Below are 19,865 nucleotides of genomic sequence, written 5' to 3' on the forward strand. Positions count from 1 at the left end.
GGTCGCGGCGGCGGGACCGGGGCGGACGAAGCCGCCCGCGATGTCAGTCTTGGCAGGTGCCGGCTGGCGCACACAAGGCGCCTGTTCCGTTTGCACCTCCTTCAGGCCAGCGTTGTGACGCTGGCGCTAAATCGGGTTAGCCGTACTATTACGGCCGGTCCCGCGCCTGTCAAGGCAGGACTTGGGCTGCGGGGACGGCTGGACCGGCGGGGGACACGACGGTGGAGATCCGTGTGGGCTTTGGCGGTGCCGGCCTGTCCGTCATCGCCGCAGCGGCAGTCCATCCCCCGTACTCGCGGAGCATGCGCAGGTCACCCGGGGGGCGTGAGATGCCGCAAGGCGAGCGGCCCTCGGTGGCGTTCAGCTGACGGAGTCCGCGGCAGATGGTGGGGCGATGGACTCGCGGCTGCGCAGGGGCATCGGCACCCGGTGCACCTCGCCCTTGGGATCGGGGTCTGCGTGGTCGCGGCCGATCTGGGTGAACAGCACGCCGACGGCCTTGCGGCCGAGCTCGTAGTGGGGCAGTGCCACGGTGGTCAGCTTGGGGCGCATCCACGCGGCGATGGGATGGTCGTCGAAGGAGACGACGGAGACGTCCGCGGGCACCTTGAGCCCGAAGTCGTCGAGTGCCTGGTAGGCGCCCAGGGCGAGCCGGTCGTTGAAGCAGATCAACGCGTGCGGGCGCGTGCTTTCGAGTAGTGCCCGCGTCGCGGCGAGACCGTACTCGGGTTGCCAGTCATCGCAAAGGCGGCCGCCCGCCACCCTGACGCCTGCCTCGCCGAGCGTCTCGCGGATGCCTCTGAGTCGTTCCATCGCCGCGACGCCTCCGGGGGGGAATTGGCGCAGGCCCGGGCCGGCGCCGATCAGGTAGATGCCGTCGCGATGGCCGGCCTCGAGCAGCACCCGGGCGGCGCAGCGGCCGGCCTCGATCTCGTCAGGGATGACCGAGGGCAGGTGGGTGGGCTGTTTGGACAGCGCGTTGAGCAGGACGGCGGGAGCGGCGGCGACGACCTTGGGCACCTTGATGGTCGTGGTGAACATCGACGCCAGGATGAGCCCGTCGACCTGGCGGTCGAGCATGGCCTGCAGCAGGAGGCGTTCGAGCTCGGCGTCTCCTTCCGTTTCACCGATGAACAGCATGATGCCGCGCTCACGGGCGGCCTCCAGCGCCCCCTTGATCATGTCGCCGGCCAGCCGTGAGGTGGCGACCGTGTCGGAGACGAAGCCGATCGTCCGGGTGGTGCCCGTGCGCAGGCCCACGGAGACGATGTTGGGCCGGTACTGCAACTCGTCGGCGGCTCGCAGGACACGCTGCTCGACATCCTGAGAGATCCGCAGCTCACGGCCGCGGCCGGACAGCACCAGCGAGGCGGTCGGCCGTGAGACACCGGCCGCTTTGGCCACATCGGCCAGCGTGACCCGTCGTGAGCTCACCCAGGGCCTCCGATCGTCAAGAGTCTGTTACAGGGGGTTGACATCGTACGACGCGCGCCGTGACACTACGGGCGCTAACCCGATTTAGCAGCGAGGAGGGACATCAGCCCGGTGCCGAATGTCCCCCGGCAGCAGAGGAGATGCACATGGCTCGTCGAGTTCGCTCCGGCCAGGCCGGGGCCGCGCTGGTGATCGCCATGGGGACGCTGGCCGCCGCCTGCGCGGCTCCAGGCAGCAACAGCCCGCAGCCCGCAGCCACCAGCACGTCGTCGCAGCCGACGTCCCAGTCAGCGGCACCCACCTGCGGTACGGCGCCGATCACGATGAACGGCTACTTCGAGACCGGCTTCCCGCTGCCCAAGGCACTGACCACCGAGTTCTCCAAGCAGCACCCCAACGTCACGTGGAACATCCGCGAGGACCAGTTCGCGGTGATCACCCAGAACGCCCCGCGCGTCCTGGCGGACAACCCGCCCGACCTGATGCGCCTGCCCCAGGTCTCGGAGCTGGTCAAGGACAACCTGCTGAAGAACCTGGACGGCTACGCGCAGGCGTTCGGCTGGGACAAGTGGCCGGCCTCGCAGCTCGAGCAGCTGCGCCTGGGCCCGGGTGGACGACCGCGGGGAGAGGGGTCGCTGTACGCCCTGGGGCTCAACTTCAGCATGACCGGCGTCTTCTACAACAAGAAACTCGCCGCCCAGATCGGGATGTCCACGCCGCCCGCCACGCTGGCGGAGCTCGACGCGGCCCTGGCCAAGGCCAAGGACGCGGGCATCACACCCATCGTGCAGTTCAACGGCGGAGCCACCGGCGGCCTGGCGTTCCCGCTGCAAAACCTCATGGCCTCCTACGGCCCGCCCGGACCGATCAACGACTGGATCTTCCAGAAGCCCGGGGCCACGATCGACACCCCGTCGAACCTGCAGGCCGTCCAGCACCTGGATCGGTGGGTGAAGGCAGGATACTTCCAAAAAGACGTCAACGCGGTCGACTACGCGACCATGATGAGCCGCTTCATCGACGGCCAGGGCCTGTTCATGTTCAACGGCGACTGGGAGTCGGGCAACCTCGACAAGCAGATGGCGGGCAACGTCGGCTTCTCCCTGATGCCACCGGCGCAGCAGGGCGGCAAGCAGGCCGCCATGTCAGCGCCCCTCACCTTCGGCATCGCCGCGAACGCCAAGAACGCCGACTGCGCCGCGTTCTTCCTCAACTGGGTGGCCACTGACCAGAAGGCCCGCGACGTCGGTGTCGAGGTCGGCGGATCGCATCCGATGGGCCCGGCCGACGCCTACATGCCGAAGGTCTCCTCGGACACGGTCACCGCCAGCACACTGGCCGCCGGAGCGGACATCGCCAAGGACAACGGCGCGATGGACTTCATCGCCAACGCCACCGGCGCCATCTACGCCAAGAGCTGGACCCCGAACCTGCAGAAGCTGGTGGGCGGACAGCAGACACCGCAAGAGCTGCTGAAGGCGGTCCAGGCCGACTACGCCGGCCAGATCGAAGGAAACTGAGCGAGCTGATGGCCCGGCCTGTCGGAGCCCGGTCCACACACCGGCGGCCGCCCCCGACCAAGCTGCGCGGCACGCGCGGCTTGATCGGCTGGCTGTTCGTCGTCCCGGCGCTCGCCTTCTATGCGGTCTTCGTCCTGCGCCCGATCGCCCTGACGTTCCAGTACTCGCTGTACAAATGGGACGGTATCGGCCCGTCCACCTGGGTGGGGCCGGCAAACTACGGAAAGGTCTTCACCGATCCCGACCTGTTCGACTCACTGATCAACGCCTTCCAGCTGATCGTGTTCTTCAGCGCCATCCCGGTCGTGCTCGGACTGGCGATCGCCGCGACGATCCGGCGCATCGCCGCGAGCCGACTCGCCCTCGTGGCGCGGACCGTGCTCTTCCTGCCGCAGGTCATCCCGCTGGTGGCCGCCGGCATCGCGTGGAGCTGGCTGCTGGCCTCCACCGGAGTGATCAACCAGTTCCTCTCGCTCCTCGGCCTCGGCACGGTGACCCGGGCCTGGCTGGGCGACTTCTCCACGGCCCTGCCGGCGGTCGGCATGATCGGCGCCTGGGTGCTCCTCGGCCTGTGCACGCTCCTGCTCCTGGCCGGCATGAGCAAGATCGATCCGGCCCTCTACGAGGCCGCCCGGCTGGACGGCGCCGGCGCGTGGCGGGAGTTCATCTCGATCACGGTCCTCAGCCTGCGGCAGGAGATCGCGGTCTGCGTCACCGTGACCGTGATCGCGGCCCTGGCGAGCTTCGACATCGTCTACATCTCCACCCAGGGCGGCCCCGGCAACACGACCATGGTGCCCGGCCTGCAGATCTACTATCTCGCCTTCTCCGAACGCGAGATCGGCACGGCCTCGGCCCTGGCTGTGGTGCTCATGTTCCTCGTGATCGCCTGCGCCCTTCCCATCCAATGGTTCACCAAGGACGGCAACCGATGATCACCGCGTGGCGGGAAGCCTGGACCGGCCGACTGCTGCTCGTCGGCATGATGGCGGTCACCGTCCTGCCGTTCCTCAGCCTGTTCGTCACCGCCCTGCATCCCTCGGGCACCTACCCGCCCGGGCTGGCCTGGCCCAGCAATCCGCAGTGGGGCAACTTCCTGCGGGCCTTCGAGGCCGCGAACATGGACGAGCTGTTGATCTCCAGCGTCCTCATCGTGCTGGGCGTGGTGCCGATCTCGATCCTGCTGGGCACGATGGCCGGCTTCGCCATCGGCCACCTGCGCGTGATCGGCAGCCGCGCGCTCTTCCTGACGTTCGTGCTCGGCCTGACCCTCCCGTTCGAGGGCATCATCACGCCGCTGTACTACCAGATCCGCGACATGGGCCTGCTGAACACGCGCTGGGCGATCATCCTGCCGCTCATCGGCCTGTTCATGCCGTTCTCCGTCTTCTGGATGCGCGCCCACTTCATCAACATGCCCGAGGAACTGTCCGAAAGCGCACGGATGGACGGCGCCAACGTGTGGCAGCTGTTCCGGCGCATCCACGTCCCCCTGGCCATGCCGGCGATCTCCTCCCTGGGCATCCTGCTGTTCCTGTGGACCTGGAACCAGTTCCTGCTGGCCATCGTCCTCGTCGACGACCCCACCAAGCGCACGATGTCCGGCGCGCTGGGCGCCTTCCAGGGCCAGTGGGGCACCGATATCCCCCTGCTGTGCGCCGGATCGCTGCTGATCCTGGCCCCCACGCTCGCGATCTTCCTCATCTTTCAGCGGCACTTTGTCAAGGCGCTGCTCCAGGGGTCTTTGAAGGGCTGAGCGGCGCCGACAGGACATCGCACATCACACCGCACGAGTGGAAGCAGAGGTCGTTTCATGGTCCCACGAGGACGGCTGGGCGCTGCGCGGAGACCCGCGACGAGATCCGGCATGATCCAGAGGCTCGCCGACGGTCACCGCCGCGGGCAGGGCGCCGCGTGAGCGGTGGCCGACCGGCGCACTGGACACGCCGGCACCTTGATCTGCTCGCCGAGAGCAGCGCGACCACGGCACCCGTCATGGACCCGGCGGCCGTCCCCCGGATCCTGCCCGGCCACGATCTGTGGGACCTGTGGCCGATCCAGGAGGAGGACGGCTCGACAGCCCTGATCGACGGCTACGAACTGTGGATGACGCTGTCGGCCCCCGCGCTCGGTCACCCCGAAGAGCGCCACGACCAAGCCCGCATCCGCCTGCTCGCCAAGAACGGGGACGGATGGAAGGACCTAGGGCACGCCTTCGCCGACGGCGCCTCCCCGGGCAGTCGCGAGTGGTCCGGATCAGCGGTCCACCGGCCCGACGGCACGGTATCGGTGTTCTACACGGCCGCTGGCCGGAGAGGCGAAGCACGCCCGACGTTCCGGCAGAGCGTCATCGAGGCCCGCCCCGCCCTGCTGGCCGGCGGCGACCGGATTCTGCTGCACGAAGACGCCGAACACCGGGAAATCCTCCGCTCCGACGGCCGTCTGTACCTGCCGGTGGAGGAGGCCAACGGGTCACCGGGGAACATCAGGGCCTTCCGCGATCCCGGCTGGTTCCGCGACCCGGCCGACGGGCGCGACTATCTGCTCATCGCGGCGTCCACCGCCTGGGACGACCGCTTCACCGGCGCCATCGCCCTGGCCGAGTCACGTGCCGGCGCCTGGTCCCTGCTGCCGCCCCTCATCGTGGCCGAGGCCATCAACCACGAGCTCGAACGACCGCATATCATCGTCCACCAGTCGTGGTACTACCTCTTCTTCTCCACCCAGCGTCACACCTTTCATCCAGCCGATCGCGGGCCCACGGGGCTCTATGGCTTCGCCGCGCCCCGACTGACCGGACCGTACGAGCCGCTCAACGCCTCCGGGCTTGTGATCCAGAATCCTTCTCTCGAACCCGATCAGGCCTACGCGTGGCTGGTGTTGCCCGACCTTCACGTGGTCAGCTTCGCCAACTACCGATCACAACAGGGCAGAGATCTCCGACATGCGGAAGCGGCGCAGGCGCGAGCCAATTTCGGCGGGACCATCGCGCCGATGCTCAAGCTCACTCTCGACGAGATGACCACGTCTGTCGTCCCCGCTGTGGAAGATCCTGTGGACCGCCGCCGCAGGCCCTTGATAGAAGGACGCCCGTGAGTCTTCTTGCTGGATAGCCGCAGCCGGACCTGTACCGCTCGAATATTGAGTTGTTCTCGTGCCCCCAGCAGAACAGAAGGTGAAGCCGTCACATAGCGGCTGATCGTCTGTTCGTAAGGTCGTCGTCGCTTGCCGGTGGAAGTCCGGTCCAGGTAGCTGCCAGGAGACCCGGTAGCAGGCTGGAGGCTTCGTCTGGAAACGGGCGGGGTCGAAGCCCAGCGTCAAAGTAGACCCGCTGACCTGAAAGCCATCCAAGCTGCACCAACTCCCCGTGCACCCGTCGGTGGCCCCATTCGGGGTTCTCCCGCGCCAGGCGAATAACCAGGTCCCGAAGCCCAGGAGTCGTCCCCGGACGCCCGGGTCCGATGCGGGTAGGTCCGGGCCCGTCGCAAGAGGCGACGATGCCATGCCAGCAACGTTGCCGGAATGAGCAGCCGATGAGCGCGCAGCACCGGTGGCAACCATCGGGCCAGCGCCGCGAGAACGGCCCGGTCGGCCCAGTCCGGCTTCGGGCGTCCGACCTGCCGCTGCACCGCCACCTGGTGACGTAACGCCATGATCTCCGCGTTCTTCGACGTTTGGCTGCGGGCCGGCAACATGAGCCGGCCGAACACCGGGAGCGTGATCAGATAGAACAGACGGACGAGCACAAGACGCGATCTTTATACGGGTACGTACCCCGTCAAAACCACAGGCCAGAACCGTCGTGGCTGAATTTGACGCGGTACACGCCCCCCGCTCTCCTGAGCCTGATCCGGCGTCGCTACGCTCTGGCTCGATCAAGTGGAGGAAAGGCGGCCATGACCGGGACCTGTACGTTTTGCGGCATCGTTGCCGGAGAGATCCCCGCGGAGATCGTCTACTCCGACGAGCACGTGGTCGCCTTCCTTGACATCTCGCAGGCGACTCGCGGTCACACCCTGGTTGTCCCCCGCGAGCACTGTCGCGACCTGACCGACATCGGTCCGGACCGCGCGGGTCTGCTGATGCGGGGTGCTGTGCAGACCGCCGCCCTGCTGCGGCGCGCGCTGGAACCGGGCGGGATGAACATCTGGCACGCTACCGGCCCTACGGCCTGGCAGACCGTGTTCCACTTCCACCTTCACCTGCTGCCCCGCTACACCCCGGAGGATCTCAGGCAGGCATGGACGCATCGGGAACTGCCGCTGTCGTCGCTGTCGCCACTGGCCGATCACATCAGGACCGCCGCGGCGTCCTGAAAGCGGCGTCACTCCGGCGCCGTCGGCATGGTTTCCCCCACGTGGACGGCGCAGGCAGTGACAGTTGGAACCAGCGACGCCTTCGATCCGAGCGGGCAGCTTGCTGCGTAGATCACTGAGTTGCGGCGGCCGTGCTCGAAGCGCGCTCGTACGCCCCGGCATGTGTCGTCAGGGCCTGGCACCGCCTGATACGCAATGTATGCGGAGACGGCAGGAACTACTGTAAAACGGCACTGCACCGCACTTAAGGATCTTGCATCTAATCCGACGGTCGCAGGTTCGAATCCTGCAGGGCGCTTTGATCATGTGCTGACCTGCGGTTATGCTAGATCGGATGCGTTCTAGAATTTTCGTCTGGCGTTTGCGTGCTCCGTGCGTGCTCGCGTGCACCAACCTGCGCACAACATGATCAAGACTGCGGTCGCCGGTGACCTCGCTCCAGGAGACACGCCGGCCTCAGGTCGCATGGGGCATGTCCTGAGTCGACCTAACCGCCCGCGGAGAGGCGTAAGTCGTGCACGCGTTCCCACCGTTGCGCTGTGACGATCTTAGCGGTCACGTCATCCAGGTCGTAGACGATCGACCACCGGGTGTGGTGCTGAGCCACCCTCCTGAGCAGCTCCATCGCGTCCGTGTCGCCGCCTTCGGCGAGGAGCCGGTAGCGGCGGTCGGCCAGCTTGGCGGCCCGGTCGGTGCCGCTCATCGTGATGTTGGTGAGGTAGCGGTCGTCGATGACGTTCATGCGCCCGTCGCCGTACTCGACGACCGCGGACCTGCCCGCCCGGTCAGCGATCAGGTAGTGGAGTTGCGGGCCGCCGGTGAAGTCCAGATTGTAGCGACCCATCAGGTCGATCGCTTCGGGCACGGTCGCGGCCCGGTCGAGCATGAGCCGGATGATCCGCACTCCGCTTACGGTGGGGCGTCCCGGGGTGGGCGCGGGCAGCCGCGCGTCTGGCGCCTGGGCCAGGCCGACGGCGAGCCCCTTCTCGTTCATGCCGTCGAACGGGGTCAGCACCGCGTGCGCCAGCCGCCGCCGGTCCTGGGCGGCGTTCAGGTCCGGCCGGGCCCCCGACGGGAACAGGTAGGAGACGTCGGCCAGGGAGAGCGAGGCGTAGCCGTCCGGCGGGCGGGCGTGGACGACCATGGCCGGGTTGGATTCCCAGTCGAAGTTCCTGCCGAATGCGCCGGGGCGGTGGAACAGCGAGCATGCCCAGCCGTCCCCTTTCCTGGCCAACTCCTCGTCGGTGAGCGGTGCCTCGGCGTCATAGCCGCCGTGATAGGTCATTTCGTACAGCGGCATATCGTCCAGCCGGCGCAGACTGGCCGCCGTATGGGCGATCTGGTCCTCCGTCTGCCTGAGTACCTGGGCCGCGGAGGAGGGCGTCGGCGGCGCCACTGCGGGCGCGCACGCCACCGTCGCCGTCAGGAGCAGGGCCGACAAAATCGCCACGGCAGCGGTCCGCATCCTTGCATTGTCCCTTCCGGCACCCGCCGTGTCACCCGTGGATCAAGGCCTCACCCGTGCTTGGACGAGGTCAGAAGTCCTGGAGTTCGCGGTGGCGCGGCACGCTGATCCGCCTCTACCGCATTCAGGCGGTGCACCGACTCTCGTGGCGGTCTTGCGGGCCGCCGGGTCGGACCGTGTCCGCGTTCTCAGGAGTCGCGAGTGCCACGGCGCTTGCGGCGGAGTGCCGCCGGTCGGCGGGAGTGCGTGGCCGGGGCGTGGCCGTGTCTGCCCGCTCTACGCCCTCCACCTCCTCTGCTGCTGCTTCGTCGGCGAGCCGTCGGGCCAGGGAACGGATCGTGGGGTGGGCATAGAGCGTGGTCAGCGGGATACGCGCGCCCAGGGAATGTTCGAGGTGGTGCTGGATCTTGGCCATGAGGAGACTCCTTCTCCTGGCAGGAAGGCGACGTCATGATGATCGACAACCTGCTCGTCATGCACGGCAGGCACGCTTACACCGGCCCGAGAAGGATCCTGGTGGCGATGATCTGAGCGGCATCAGCGCAGCGTCCCGACGGGCTCCATCTAGGGCGTTGGCTCCACCCGGATTGAACGAACGGCGGTGCCCTCTTGGGGGCACCGCCGTTTCTTCTCAGAGGCTGTGTGCCAGGGTTCCTGACAGGCAAATGTGGACTTTCGTCCCCTTCCAGTGCCGCGACGTCGGCGGGCGTTGATCTTCTCGCGCCAGGCCTGTGTAGGCGATCTCCTCATCGGACGGGAGCCCATGCGGTGCTCAAAGCTCGGTGACACAACGCTGCCCGTATGTGCTGGCGAGGGAGCTCCGCATCAAGGAACCGTGAGCAGGGTGAGGAAACCGTCGAGCTGTGCGGTGAGGGTCTGGGTGGTTTCCAGGGTGGGCATGAGGGTTGCGGTGATCTGTGCGCCGAGCAGCGCGGTGAGCAGGTGCCCGATGATCTGTTCGTCGGGGATCGGCGTGCGGACCTCACCGGCTTCGCGGGCTTCGGTGAGGTAGCGCTGGAGTTGTCCGCACCACTCGCGCATGGCGTGCTCGTGCCGCGCGGCCAGGCTAGGACTGGTGAGAGCTTTGTGCCAGAAGGGGATGACGATGCGGGCCTCGTCCCGGGTTGTGTCGTCCAGCGGCAAGATCTCCTGGCAGTAGGCGCGCAGGGCCGTCAGGCCCTGCTTGCCGGCGGTGGCGGCGGCCATGCGGCGGCCGGTCTGGACGTAGATGTGCTCGAAGGCGGCGGCCAACAGGTCGTCCTTGGTCGCGAAGTACGGTTTGAGCGCTCCGTTGGCGAAGCCGGCTTCGGTGGCGATGGCGGCCATGGTGGCCGAGTCCCACCCGGTGCGGGCGATGGTGCGCCAGGTGGCCTCGATGAGCTCCACTCGGCGTTGATCGTGGTCGACGACCTTCGGCACGGCGGCTCCCTTCCGTTGGCCGATTGGAGGTCTGTACGGGCTGCTGGGTGACCGGCGGCTTACGTGTCGCTTTCGGCGAGCAGGTCGAGGACGTGCCGGTGCAGGGACGGCACGTGCTGCTCGGTCTCGGGTTTCATCAGCACACTGCGCAGGATGCGGCCGTGCGGCACGTCGGCGGCCACCCGGTGTCCGCGCGCGGCCAGGGCGGCGGCGTCGACGGTGTAGGTGGCCACGAACAATGACTGCTCCGCGGGCAGCCGCATGCCCCGGGTCAGGACGTGTGCGCTGGCCAGGTCTATCTCCGACAAGCGGTCACGGGTGGGGTAGTAGGTGAGGATGTCCAGCTGCGGGGGCTGGTACAGGGTCAGCTGCTCGCCGGCCCTGATGTGCTCCGCCCAGGCCAGCGCGGCGCGCCGGCCGGGGCGCAGCGCCGCGCCCAGACCCTCGGGCGTCAACGGCAGCAGCCGTAGTGTCAGCCACAGGGCGGCGGCCGCCGCGCCGGCGCGCGAACACTCCAGAGAGATCTCACCCAGATGCAGTTCCTCGGAGGTGAAGTAGGTGTAAGGCGACTCGTGCAGGTAATGTCGCGCCGCGCCGGGGTCCTTGAACAGGACCGCGCCGCAGCCATAGGGCTGCAGGCCGTGCTTGTGCGGGTCGATGACGACCGAGTCGCACTCGGCGATGGCGGCGAAGGGGGCGGCGGCCACACCGTCGGGGCTGTCGTCGGCGATGAGACGGAAGAACCCGCCGTAGGCGGCGTCGACGTGCACCCGCGCGCCGTAGCGCCGGCACAGCGCGACGATGTCGTGGGTGGGGTCGATCGCCCCCAGTCCGGTCGTGCCGGTGGTGGCCACCACGGTGCCGATGGCCCCGGTGCGCAGCAGCTCCTCCAAGGCCTGCAGGTCCATCGCGCCGTCGGCCGTCGTCGGGACCGTCGTGTCGTCCACTCCCAGCAGGTGGCACATGCGGGAGTGGGTGTAGTGCGCGTCAGCGCTGTAGGCCACCGCCTTGCCCGGGTGTGTCTGGCGGGCGACGAACAGTGCCTCGAGGTTGGCGATGGTGCCACTGCTGGTCAGGTGGCCCAAGTGCTGCTCGAAGCCGAACATGGCCGCCAGCTGCGCCACGACCTCCTTTTCCATCCGCGCGGTGGCCGGCCCGCCGTCCAGAGCGTGATTGTTGGGGTTGATCATCATCGCGGTCACGTAGCCGATCACCGCTGCCGGATGCGGTGGCTTGAGCATCTGACCGACGTAGCGGGGGTGGAAGAACGGATAGTTCTCCCGCAACCGGACGCGCAGTTCCTCGGTGGCCCGCTCCAAGGCGTCCATCTCGACGTCCAAAGACGGGTGCGGGCTGAAGCTCCCGTACTCGTCCATCCAACGAGCCATCTCCGCGACGGCGGTCTGCAACTGCTCGGCCAGTGCCGCTGCGCCCGCCGGTCCGCTGTGCAGCAACCGGCTTGCGGTGTGAGGTGTCGTCTCCACGACGTTCCCCCTTCCTCACCGTCACCGCACCGAGACCGGGGAGGACGGAAACCGAGAATCTTTTTTCTATGGTCATAGAAAAACTGTGGCCAACGGTAGCGCCGGGCCCCCGGACGGGTCAACGGTCGGCAACCGCTCCCAGCTGCGGCCCCGGCCTGCAGCACTCGGTGCTTGCGGCGCCGATGACAGCCGCACCGGCCGATCTCGAGTCCTGTAGCGGACTCTGCAGATTCCGGTGGTACGGTCCACCGCCGTGCCGCCGAGGGTGGTGAGCGACGTGGCTACTCGCGCAACGTGCAGAATCGTGCGAAAGAAAGCTTGAGCACGCAGAAACTCACGCCAGGTCGGTCCCGAACGTCGCGGCGCGGGATCGATGCCGGCCCTCTTCAAGGTGAGCCACACCGTAGAAGCGCCCGCCCGGTAGCCCAGAGTGGCAAGTTCGCCAGCGATTCGCCGGTAACCCCACAGCGGATTCTCCCCGGCCAGACGAAGCACCGAGGTCCGGATGGAGGCGCGGGTGGATGGCCGACCCTGGCTACAGCGCTTGAACGTCCAGCGCCGCTGTACCAGATCGGCGTGCCAGCGCAGCAGCGTCCCCGGCGTCACGAACAAACGCCGACGACCGGCGGGAGGCAGCAGGTGTCGTCGAGACCCACGCACCACGTTCAGTGGTCGACCAGTGGAGCCACTGATGAGGCGTTCCAACGCGTTCCACAGTGCGGCTCTGTCGATCGTGTCATGTACTGGAGGGGGCGTGCTTGCGCAGGTCGACCGAGTCCTATCCCACCCAGCCGGGGGCCTGCGCCCGCAGGAGCCGGCGTAGCCACATCGCGGTGCCGCCGCCCACCATTTTCTCCACCGGAGGCGGCAGGTGGGCGGCGAGAGAGGCGTAGCTGATCGCCTGGTTCAGCGCGCATAGCGGCGCGGCCACCTTCCAGGCGGCCCGCAGCCTTTCAGGCGAGTCGAAGTCCGCCCAGCGCGCCAAATACCCGTCGAGCGCGCTGACGCCGGGCTGGAAGAATTGGCTGCTCAGGTCGAGGAACGGGTGCGCGATTGCGGCATCCGTCCAGTCAAAGAACAGGTAGCCGAGCGGCCCCTGCGCCACGTTGCCCAGATGCAGGTCCCCGTGGACCAAGGAGTACGGCACAGCGAAGCCGGTCAGCTCCGCGCACGCGGCCATCAGCCCGGGCATGGACTCGCGCAACTGGGCGGCCTCCTCGGCCGTCACCCAGGTGGCCGGATCGCACCAGGTCGGCGGTGCGGCATGATCCACTTCGCCGAGCCATGTGATCTGCCCGGACAGCCACGGCAGTCGGCGATCGAGGCACCCGGCGCTCCGCAGCTCCGGCAGCCGCTCGACTGACTCCACCTGGAGAGCTGCGTAGGAGCTCAGCATCTCAGCGTTGACCTCGTCGAACGCGTGTCGGATCGCCGGGCCGAAGTCGGCGAGTGCGAGCAGCCGCCTGTCGCCGTGGTGGCCGAGAACGGTGGGCACCTGAGCGGGGAAGAGCTTGTCCAGGACGGCGGTGACTGCTCCCTCGTCGGCGAAGAGCGGGGTGGCGACGGAAGACTTGACGTAGACGTCGCCGTGCGGCGTGGCCGCCCGCAGCACCGCGGACAGATCCCAGAGGCGCACCTGCTCAAGCCGGTCGTCGAGGTCGAGCCCGAGGTCCGCGCTCAGCCACTCGGCCACGCCGTCGATCCATCGCGGATCCGTCCATGGCGGACCGCCGTCGAGGCTGGCCTCGACGGCACTGACCCAGGTGGCTGGTTCGGCGTGCCGGTCGCCGCGTCCTGCGCCGCTCAGCGGCCTTTGCGAAGGGACGTTTCCGCCCGTGCGCGGCGTGGCGACGAGGGTGCACCGGATGATGCGTGCCGTCTCGTCCGTCTCCGCGCCGCTCAGCCGGAGCACGGCGGCGTCGATCCCGGTCTGCTTGCGCAGGGCCGCCAGCGCCTGCCCGGGCTTGTCGGGCTCGACCCTTCCGACCAGCTCGGTCTTCAGTGCCAAGACCCGGGTGTCATCGTCCCAGACGATCAGCCAGTCGATCCGCGTGTGCCACTCGGTCTCGTTCATCGGCTGCGACGGAATCCGACGCGCTGCAGTGCGCCATGGTCGTGCAGCATGTCGAAGCTGATGATGACGGTGCGGGGCTCTTGCCTCGCGGCGAGCGACCGTGAGTGCTTGTCAGCCACAGGTCTCCTGTCGGGTCGCGGAGGGCAAAACCGGCGTGGCGGCGGCTCACGATGGTTTGATGATGTGGAGGTCTTCGGGCTTCGCGTGGCCGCCGATGACCGTGTTGTAGATCTTTTGCAGGGCCTCTGGCCCGGTGTGTTCGACGATGCGCAGCCACGCCGACGCGGCGACGAAGTCGCGCATCGCGGTGTCCATGCGTTGGAGCAGCTCGGTGCCGCCGATGCCGGCGGACAGGCTGCGGACCCGCTCGGGCGCGAAGAACAGTGCGGGCGTGGGACCGGGCAGGTCACCGCCGTGTGCGGGCGCGTCCCAGTGGGTGGCTCCGACAATGATGCTGTGAGTGAGATGGTGAGCGAATCGCTGATGCACCGCGGCGACCACATCGGGATTACCGGCGAAGTCGACGAAGGCCACGGGGCCATGGAGGTTCTGATCGGCGATCGCGTCGTAGGAGACGAGCTGGTGATAGAGCCCACGCCGGGTCAGTGCAGCGACCTTGTCGGCCGCGGTCAGGCCGACCACGGGGATCTGGCGGCGGTGCAGCAGCCAGGCCAGTCCCATCGCGGTCTTGCTGGAGGCGCTGGAGAGCACGACCGTGGTGGGTGCCGCAGACGGAGCCGGTTCCGCCTGGGATAGGTCGTGGTCGAGCAGGTAGGCGGTGGAAAACAGCGGCCGCCACACGGCTCGATGGTTGTCGAAGGGATCAGCCGGCATCGCGGCGTAGGTGTTGTAGGTCGCCGACCCTTCGGCGCGGTGTGCCGCGGTGTCGACGTACGCCCGGTCAGGCACGTCGGCGCGAGCGCTGCCGGGGGTCAGCCGCATCGTGACGTGAGTGGACATCGGCAGGTAGCCGTACACCCGGAGGCCTTCTGCGACGCCCGGCGCGCGCGAGCGCACCACCCGGGCGAATCCCCAGCAGGGCAGCCGGCCCCAGCCGTGCGGAGCTGGAAAGAACCGCCAGTAACCGAAGCTGTCGCCAACCCTTCCATAGGTGATGTTGTTGCTGGTGAGGGCGAATCGTTCGACCTCCAGCAGAACCTCACCGTCTACCAGCTCTGGTGCCGGCATCGGTCGTACCTCGGTCTTACTCAGATCATCTCGGGCGGTGAGCAGATCCCACATGGTGACTTCTCCTTGACTCGATGGGTGCCGCAATGGCGTAAGGAATGCGTGGGCGGCTGCCGGTTTTCTCTCTCGATGCGGGCTCGCTTCGAGATGCTCAGGGGTGCCCGGCGGTCTGGACTGCGTGATCGTGTGCGGAGCGTCGCGTTATCAGGTCCGGGTCTCGTCGAGCGTGGCCCACTTCAGACCAATGGTCACTTCACTCTGGCCGATTCTGTCCATTGCCACCCCACCGTCCAAGCCAGAGTGCCCTGGGACGAGAACGTCCACGCTGTGTTTGTTCCGCACGAGCCTTCTGACGACCGGTGGTCGGCGTGGCATATGGTTCGCGGTCTTCGGGCGATGTAGTCCCGGCCGTCGCGGATGTGCAGCAGGGGGATGGTGAACGCCTGCCCGGAGCGCCGGCCGTGCACGGTCAGCCGGAGTACGTCGCCGCCGCGGAAGCGATGCCCGAAGCGGGCCTGGGTGCGGCGGAAGAGGAAGGTGTGCAACTGGCGGCGTTGCGGCTGGTCCAGGTGAGCACGCTCGCCCGGGTGGTCACGGCCGATCCGCCGGGGACACGTGATGGAAGGTACGCCGCTCGGCGCGGGCGAAGCGCCGGGCGAGCACTCTGCCGGCGGCGCGCAGGACGGGGCCTCCTGGCATCAGACGCACGGCGTGTGGGGGGAGCCCGTGCAGGATCCAGCCGAGCACCGCGGGGATGTCACGCGGACTGTATTGGGCGCCGAAGTGCTCCTTGTCGAGGCGCTCCCAGTCATGCTGGGTGAGGTGGGCCTGGACGAGTGTCATCGCGTCGCGCTCTTCGTGGGCGAGGTGCGCCAGCAGCAGGTCGCGCAGCTCGGCGGTGTGCCCGGCGAGATCTCGGCGCACCTGGGCGTCGCCGGCGCGGGCGAGCGTGGCGAATCCGGTGTCGCACGCGTGGAGCAGGGGGTCGATGTGCTTGTGCTCGGCGGACATGGCGGCCAGCACGGCGCCCGCCTCGGCGCCGCGGGCGCGTTCTAACAGCAGCGGCCACAGCCCGGTGTCCTCACCCAGGTGGTGCTTGTGCAGGGTGCTGGAGAACAGCTGCCACCGGCGGCTGAGGCGGGTCCAGCACTGCCGGTCCTCGATCGGGGTGGCGGTGGTGGCGGCGGCGAACAGGTCGAGGTCCCGCCGGAAGGCGCGGTGCATGAGGTACATGCCCGCGACGTCGACGGGACCGGGCGGCGCGGCGGCCTGACCGGTGAGGAGCAACTGCCCGGTGTGGGGGGCGGTGGCGGGAGGGGAAGAGGCTGGCATGATCGCTCCTTTTGGGTTTAGTCGCTATAATATGAATTAAGTTGCGGTAAAGTCAATCCATGACTGAGCGAAGGCGGGCGTACCACTCGGCCTTGCGCGCCGAGCAGGCGGAGCGCACGAGGGTGGCCGTGATCGCCGCCGCCACCGAATGCTTCGTCGGCCAGGGCTACGCGGAGACGACGATGAAGGACATCGCCGAGCGGGCGGGGGTCTCCGCGCCGACCGTGTACGCGCAGGGCAGCAAGGCGGCGCTGCTCCTGGCCGTGGTCGACGTGAGCATCGCCGGCGACGCCACTGCTGGGCCGCTGATACAGCACGACCGGTTCCGGCAGTTGCTCGATGAACGGGACAAGGAGAGAAAGCTACGCCTGATGGCGCGAATCGCGCAGGATTGGCTGCCCCGGGTCGGGCCGGTGATGCGGGTGTTCCGGGAGGCCGCGGCGGGCGATCTGGAGATCGCCGAGGCATGGGAGGACTACGAGCGGCGCCGCTACACCGACGCCCGGGCCATCATCGAATCCTTCTCCAGCCTGCTGCGCCCGGGACTGACCGTCGAACGTGCCACCGACATCTACTGGGCGACTTTCACCACTCACACGGCGGAGGCGTTCATGGCCGGCAGGAAATGGGAACTGCGCGAGTACGCCGACTGGCTGGCAGACGCGATGGACCGCCTCCTGCTCCGCTGACGCGGCGGACTGCCACTGCAAGCGATCCTTGCTCTGATCAGGGCCTGAGAAACCCGCGGAGCGCAGGAGGACCCATGAAGGACGGCAACGGGGCAGGGAATGCCGCGGGAGATTCTCTGCCCGGAGGATCATCGTGGCGCTGATCTCGGTGGACATCGCGGCCATCGCGAACCAGCAAATGCCGCTTGAAATTCGAGCCTGGGGTGTGAGCTGGGGCTTTGCGGCAGCGTGAGCGGGTCTGGGAGCCTTGCGAGGTGCTGTTGTCCCTCGCTTACATGATCGTGCGGCGGGTGCTGGAGCTGATCGTCGTGCCGTCACAGGGTGCGGTCGTCGCCTGAGGCGTAGCGGTTCCATGGACTCCCGGCCTCGGAGGCGACGCATGTCGGCGTACTCCCTGGTGTGCAGGGGCGAAAGTACAGTCCGATGCTCGAACCATCGGCCAGTACGGCTGCGGCCACCCCTTCTGGTCACCGCCGCCCGGAGTCACGTCTTTCCTGTTCTACGACCCCGATGGCGCCCTCATCCAGGCGATCGGCATACCAAGCGATCAACTCGCATAAGCGCATCCTCCGAAGGAGACGACCCATGAATCCCTCCGTTCCCTCCCCGCTGCCGATCCCCGCGCGCCTCAGCGAGGCAGCCCGCCAATTCCTGGCACAGCCGCCGATGCACGCGCCCACTCTTCCCCAACGGGACGACACCGACGGCTGGGTGCGCCTGGTCGAGCAGACCGACGGCTACATCCGCACCTGGCTCAGAGACCGAGCCTTTCCCTTGCCAGTCGCCGTCCAGGACACACAGGTCGCCGGCGTCCACACGTACGTCCTGCGCGCCGAGAGCGACCTCGCCACCGACGAGGGGCCGATCTACCTCGACATCCACGGCGGCGCCCTCCTCTACGGCGGCGGCGACCTGTGCGCTCACAGCTGCAGCGACACCACCCTGAGACCGGGATGACCACCTGGAGCATCGACTAGCGGATGCCGCCGTGGCATCCCTTTCCCGCCGCGCTCGACGACTGCCTGGCCGTCTACCGGGCCCTGCTGAAGGTCTGCGACCCGGCAGACGCCTTCGTCGGCGGCGCCTCGGCGGGCGGTGACCTCGCCGCCGCACTGCTGGTGCGGGCCAAGGACGAAGGGCTCCCGATGCCGGCGGCGCTGGTGCTACGGACGCCGGAGGTCGACCTCACCGAGTCCGGCGACAGCTTCCACGCCAACGCCGGCATTGACAACGTCCTGTCCAGCCTGCGGGAGGTGAACGAGCTCTACGCGAATGGTCACGACCTCTCCCACCCCTACCTGTCCCCGCTGTTCGCCGACCTGTCCGGCTTCCCGCCTACGTTCCTGCAGTCCGGCACCCGGGACCTGTTCCTGTCCAACACCGTCCGCATGCACCGCAGGCTGCTGTCGGCCGGCGTCGAAGCCGAGCTGCACGTCTTCGAGGCGATGCCACACGGCGGCTTCGGCGGCGCCAGCCCCGAGGACACCGAAGTCGCCGCCGCGGTCCGCCTCTTCCTCGACCGGCACCGCCGCCGGCACTGAGCCTTCATCAAACCCGCCCCATGCCGTCCTGGTGCCCGAGATCGGCCAGTTCGCCGAGGCCGCCCGGTGGGCTTTCAGGTGCGCTCCGTCGAGCCGGCGCCGGACATGATCGCCATCCGCGGCGTCCGGCTCGGCGACTCGGGTGCCGACGCCATGACCATCGATGTGGCGGTCATGGAGCCTGGTGAAGACCGCGGCCGCGGCGGCCATCGCCTCGGCCTCGCCTTCCAGCGGTGGCTCTTCGACCGCCACGGCCAGCACCGGGCAGCCGCGCGGAAGTCGCTGTCGAGCACCGTCTGCCGCCGCGAGGCCAGAAAGGCGCGCAACCCGGCAACAGGCCCTGCCTCCAGCTCGCGTTTCAGCGCCGCGGCGACAGGTGCGGGCGTAGCGCTGTTTCAGCAGGTCGCGGTGGCAGCGCAGGATGGTGTCCGGACGCACGAGGAGCCGCGGCCGGCGCAGGACCTCGCGAGGCAGCGATGTCAGGAGCGCGGTGAACAGCCCTCCAGGTGCCGTCCACCTGCGCCTCAATGTCGCGGAACTCATCGAGCCGCGTAGATGCTTCGAAGAACGTGCAGCTCAAACCGGGGTGCGATGCGTCTTGACGCGGTACAGAGCATAGGAGGTTTCTTGCCGTTGGGATGCTATGAGCGCTTGTGGGGTTGGTGGGTTGCGCCTAAGGGTGGTGGCCCGCTTGTCATGGCGGGCAGGTGCGGGAACCGACCGGTCCCGCCGCGCGGGGCGGCATCGGGATCGCCGGGCTGATGGTGGCGTGCGCACGCGAAGGGCCCGGTCACACAAACACTATCGTCCAGTCCATCTTTCCCGCCTCGGTGCAGGGCGGACAGCTCACGGAGAGGCTGACCGTGCCGTCGTTCCAGGCGGTCAGGTCCTTGTCGCCGAAGCGCAGGTTCCGCCAGAAGCGGTAGGAGATGCCCCCGCCCCAGAAAGCGCCCTTCCACCACTTGTATCGATAGTCGCCGTCCACGCACGGCATGACCCGGACGTCCGTGGCCGACAAGGCTGCCAGGCATCCCTGGCCCACGCTGACCCGGTTCCTGAGGAACGTCCTGTTGTAATCGTTGTAGTGCTTCCAGTTCTGGTTGGCGACGTTCTTGTTGCACTTCATCATCATCAGGCGGCCCGTGCTGGTGTGCGCCTCCATGCACAGGCCGGACCTGCCGTTCTTCAGCAAGAACCAGCCGGTCTCAGCCGACGCAGGGGTGGCGCCGGAGGCCAGCGTGGCGGCGACGGTCAGGACGGCGGCGAAGGCGCCGAGCAGTCTTCTCATTTTCGAGTGATCCCATTCTGTGGAGCTGGAAGTCTGCATGTTCGGGCGGCGGAATACTCAGAATGGAGACCATTTCCTGTCCAATCCAGGGGGCACAGGAGCACGTCATCGCGAT

At 68.0% G+C, this 19,865-nt stretch carries 19 protein-coding genes and 1 pseudogene; 10 read left to right on the top strand and 10 right to left on the bottom strand.

From position 1 onward, the window contains the following. Nucleotides 1–360 precede the first annotated feature (360 nt). Nucleotides 361–1,434 (bottom strand): LacI family DNA-binding transcriptional regulator, encoded by a 1,074-nt coding sequence (locus OHA25_RS22835; protein WP_327589523.1) that lies wholly within the window; start codon nucleotides 1,432–1,434, stop codon nucleotides 361–363. Between the two features lie 146 nt (nucleotides 1,435–1,580). Here OHA25_RS22835 and OHA25_RS22840 point away from each other — a divergent pair, with 146 nt between their 5' ends. The 5 genes from OHA25_RS22840 to OHA25_RS22860 all read left to right on the top strand — a co-directional run bounded on the left by OHA25_RS22840 (nucleotide 1,581) and on the right by OHA25_RS22860 (nucleotide 7,270). Beyond that, the gene (locus OHA25_RS22840; RefSeq protein ID WP_327589524.1) at nucleotides 1,581–2,954 is read left to right on the top strand and encodes an ABC transporter substrate-binding protein; all 1,374 of its coding nucleotides are present in this window, start codon (nucleotides 1,581–1,583) and stop codon (nucleotides 2,952–2,954) included. Nucleotides 2,955–2,962: 8 nt separating this feature from the next. Further along, complete coding sequence (locus OHA25_RS22845) at nucleotides 2,963–3,889, top strand: carbohydrate ABC transporter permease (RefSeq protein WP_327589525.1); 927 nt, start codon at nucleotides 2,963–2,965, stop codon at nucleotides 3,887–3,889. Continuing rightward, a complete protein-coding gene (locus tag OHA25_RS22850; RefSeq protein WP_327589526.1) occupies nucleotides 3,886–4,710 on the top strand; it encodes a carbohydrate ABC transporter permease in 825 nt (274 codons plus the stop codon). Before OHA25_RS22845 ends, OHA25_RS22850 begins: the two co-directional genes overlap by 4 nt. Nucleotides 4,711–4,868: 158 nt before the next feature. Continuing rightward, the gene (locus OHA25_RS22855; protein WP_327589527.1) at nucleotides 4,869–6,050 is read left to right on the top strand and encodes a glycoside hydrolase family 68 protein; all 1,182 of its coding nucleotides are present in this window, start codon (nucleotides 4,869–4,871) and stop codon (nucleotides 6,048–6,050) included. 800 nt (nucleotides 6,051–6,850) lie between these two features. Next, nucleotides 6,851–7,270, top strand: coding sequence for an HIT family protein (locus OHA25_RS22860; protein WP_327589528.1), 420 nt, complete (start codon nucleotides 6,851–6,853; stop codon nucleotides 7,268–7,270). A gap of 487 nt (nucleotides 7,271–7,757) precedes the next feature. Here OHA25_RS22860 and OHA25_RS22865 read toward each other — a convergent pair whose 3' ends face one another. Both OHA25_RS22865 and OHA25_RS22870 read right to left on the bottom strand, forming a co-directional pair. Then, nucleotides 7,758–8,735 (bottom strand): linear amide C-N hydrolase, encoded by a 978-nt coding sequence (locus tag OHA25_RS22865; RefSeq protein ID WP_327589529.1) that lies wholly within the window; start codon nucleotides 8,733–8,735, stop codon nucleotides 7,758–7,760. 124 nt (nucleotides 8,736–8,859) lie between these two features. Beyond that, the gene (locus OHA25_RS22870; RefSeq protein ID WP_327589530.1) at nucleotides 8,860–9,150 is read right to left on the bottom strand and encodes a phosphopantetheine-binding protein; all 291 of its coding nucleotides are present in this window, start codon (nucleotides 9,148–9,150) and stop codon (nucleotides 8,860–8,862) included. Nucleotides 9,151–9,170: 20 nt separating this feature from the next. On the opposite strand from OHA25_RS22870, the pseudogene OHA25_RS22875 reads away from it, so the two are divergent. After that, nucleotides 9,171–9,266: pseudogene (locus OHA25_RS22875) on the top strand (TauD/TfdA family dioxygenase); the annotation flags it as partial. Between the two features lie 294 nt (nucleotides 9,267–9,560). Here OHA25_RS22875 and OHA25_RS22880 read toward each other — a convergent pair. The 6 genes from OHA25_RS22880 to OHA25_RS22900 all read right to left on the bottom strand — a co-directional run bounded on the left by OHA25_RS22880 (nucleotide 9,561) and on the right by OHA25_RS22900 (nucleotide 16,232). After that, a complete protein-coding gene (locus tag OHA25_RS22880; RefSeq protein ID WP_327589531.1) occupies nucleotides 9,561–10,154 on the bottom strand; it encodes a TetR/AcrR family transcriptional regulator in 594 nt (197 codons plus the stop codon). A 59-nt stretch (nucleotides 10,155–10,213) separates the two neighbouring features. Further along, entirely contained in the window at nucleotides 10,214–11,638 is a 1,425-nt protein-coding gene (locus OHA25_RS22885) for a pyridoxal phosphate-dependent decarboxylase family protein (protein WP_327589532.1), read from the bottom strand. 778 nt (nucleotides 11,639–12,416) lie between these two features. Then, nucleotides 12,417–13,712, bottom strand: coding sequence for a phosphotransferase (locus tag OHA25_RS22890; protein WP_327589533.1), 1,296 nt, complete (start codon nucleotides 13,710–13,712; stop codon nucleotides 12,417–12,419). Nucleotides 13,713–13,877: 165 nt separating this feature from the next. Continuing rightward, nucleotides 13,878–14,954: a DUF2855 family protein gene (locus OHA25_RS22895; protein ID WP_327589534.1), complete on the bottom strand. Its 1,077-nt coding sequence runs from the start codon at nucleotides 14,952–14,954 to the stop codon at nucleotides 13,878–13,880. A 194-nt stretch (nucleotides 14,955–15,148) separates the two neighbouring features. Continuing rightward, the gene (locus tag OHA25_RS61470) at nucleotides 15,149–15,445 is read right to left on the bottom strand and encodes a nitroreductase/quinone reductase family protein (protein WP_442942133.1); all 297 of its coding nucleotides are present in this window, start codon (nucleotides 15,443–15,445) and stop codon (nucleotides 15,149–15,151) included. A 46-nt stretch (nucleotides 15,446–15,491) separates the two neighbouring features. Then, complete coding sequence (locus tag OHA25_RS22900; protein WP_327589535.1) at nucleotides 15,492–16,232, bottom strand: hemerythrin domain-containing protein; 741 nt, start codon at nucleotides 16,230–16,232, stop codon at nucleotides 15,492–15,494. Nucleotides 16,233–16,291: 59 nt separating this feature from the next. Between OHA25_RS22900 and OHA25_RS22905 the strand changes: the two genes are divergently transcribed. From OHA25_RS22905 to OHA25_RS22920, 4 genes are all read left to right on the top strand, one after another. After that, entirely contained in the window at nucleotides 16,292–16,921 is a 630-nt protein-coding gene (locus OHA25_RS22905) for a TetR/AcrR family transcriptional regulator (RefSeq protein ID WP_327589536.1), read from the top strand. 585 nt (nucleotides 16,922–17,506) lie between these two features. Continuing rightward, the gene (locus OHA25_RS22910) at nucleotides 17,507–17,878 is read left to right on the top strand and encodes a hypothetical protein (RefSeq protein ID WP_327589537.1); all 372 of its coding nucleotides are present in this window, start codon (nucleotides 17,507–17,509) and stop codon (nucleotides 17,876–17,878) included. 23 nt (nucleotides 17,879–17,901) lie between these two features. Continuing rightward, nucleotides 17,902–18,462, top strand: coding sequence for an alpha/beta hydrolase (locus tag OHA25_RS22915; RefSeq protein ID WP_327589538.1), 561 nt, complete (start codon nucleotides 17,902–17,904; stop codon nucleotides 18,460–18,462). 66 nt (nucleotides 18,463–18,528) lie between these two features. After that, nucleotides 18,529–19,017 carry a hypothetical protein gene (locus tag OHA25_RS22920; protein WP_327589539.1) on the top strand — a complete coding sequence of 163 codons (489 nt, stop codon included), beginning with the start codon at nucleotides 18,529–18,531 and terminating at the stop codon, nucleotides 19,015–19,017. 235 nt (nucleotides 19,018–19,252) lie between these two features. Here OHA25_RS22920 and OHA25_RS22925 read toward each other — a convergent pair whose 3' ends face one another. Next, on the bottom strand, nucleotides 19,253–19,750 hold the full coding sequence (locus tag OHA25_RS22925) for a hypothetical protein (RefSeq protein ID WP_327589540.1): 498 nt from the start codon (nucleotides 19,748–19,750) through the stop codon (nucleotides 19,253–19,255). Between the last annotated feature and the right edge of the window lie 115 nt (nucleotides 19,751–19,865).

Origin of the sequence: Nonomuraea sp. NBC_00507 (assembly GCF_036013525.1) — a bacterium.
Taxonomy (GTDB): domain Bacteria; phylum Actinomycetota; class Actinomycetes; order Streptosporangiales; family Streptosporangiaceae; genus Nonomuraea.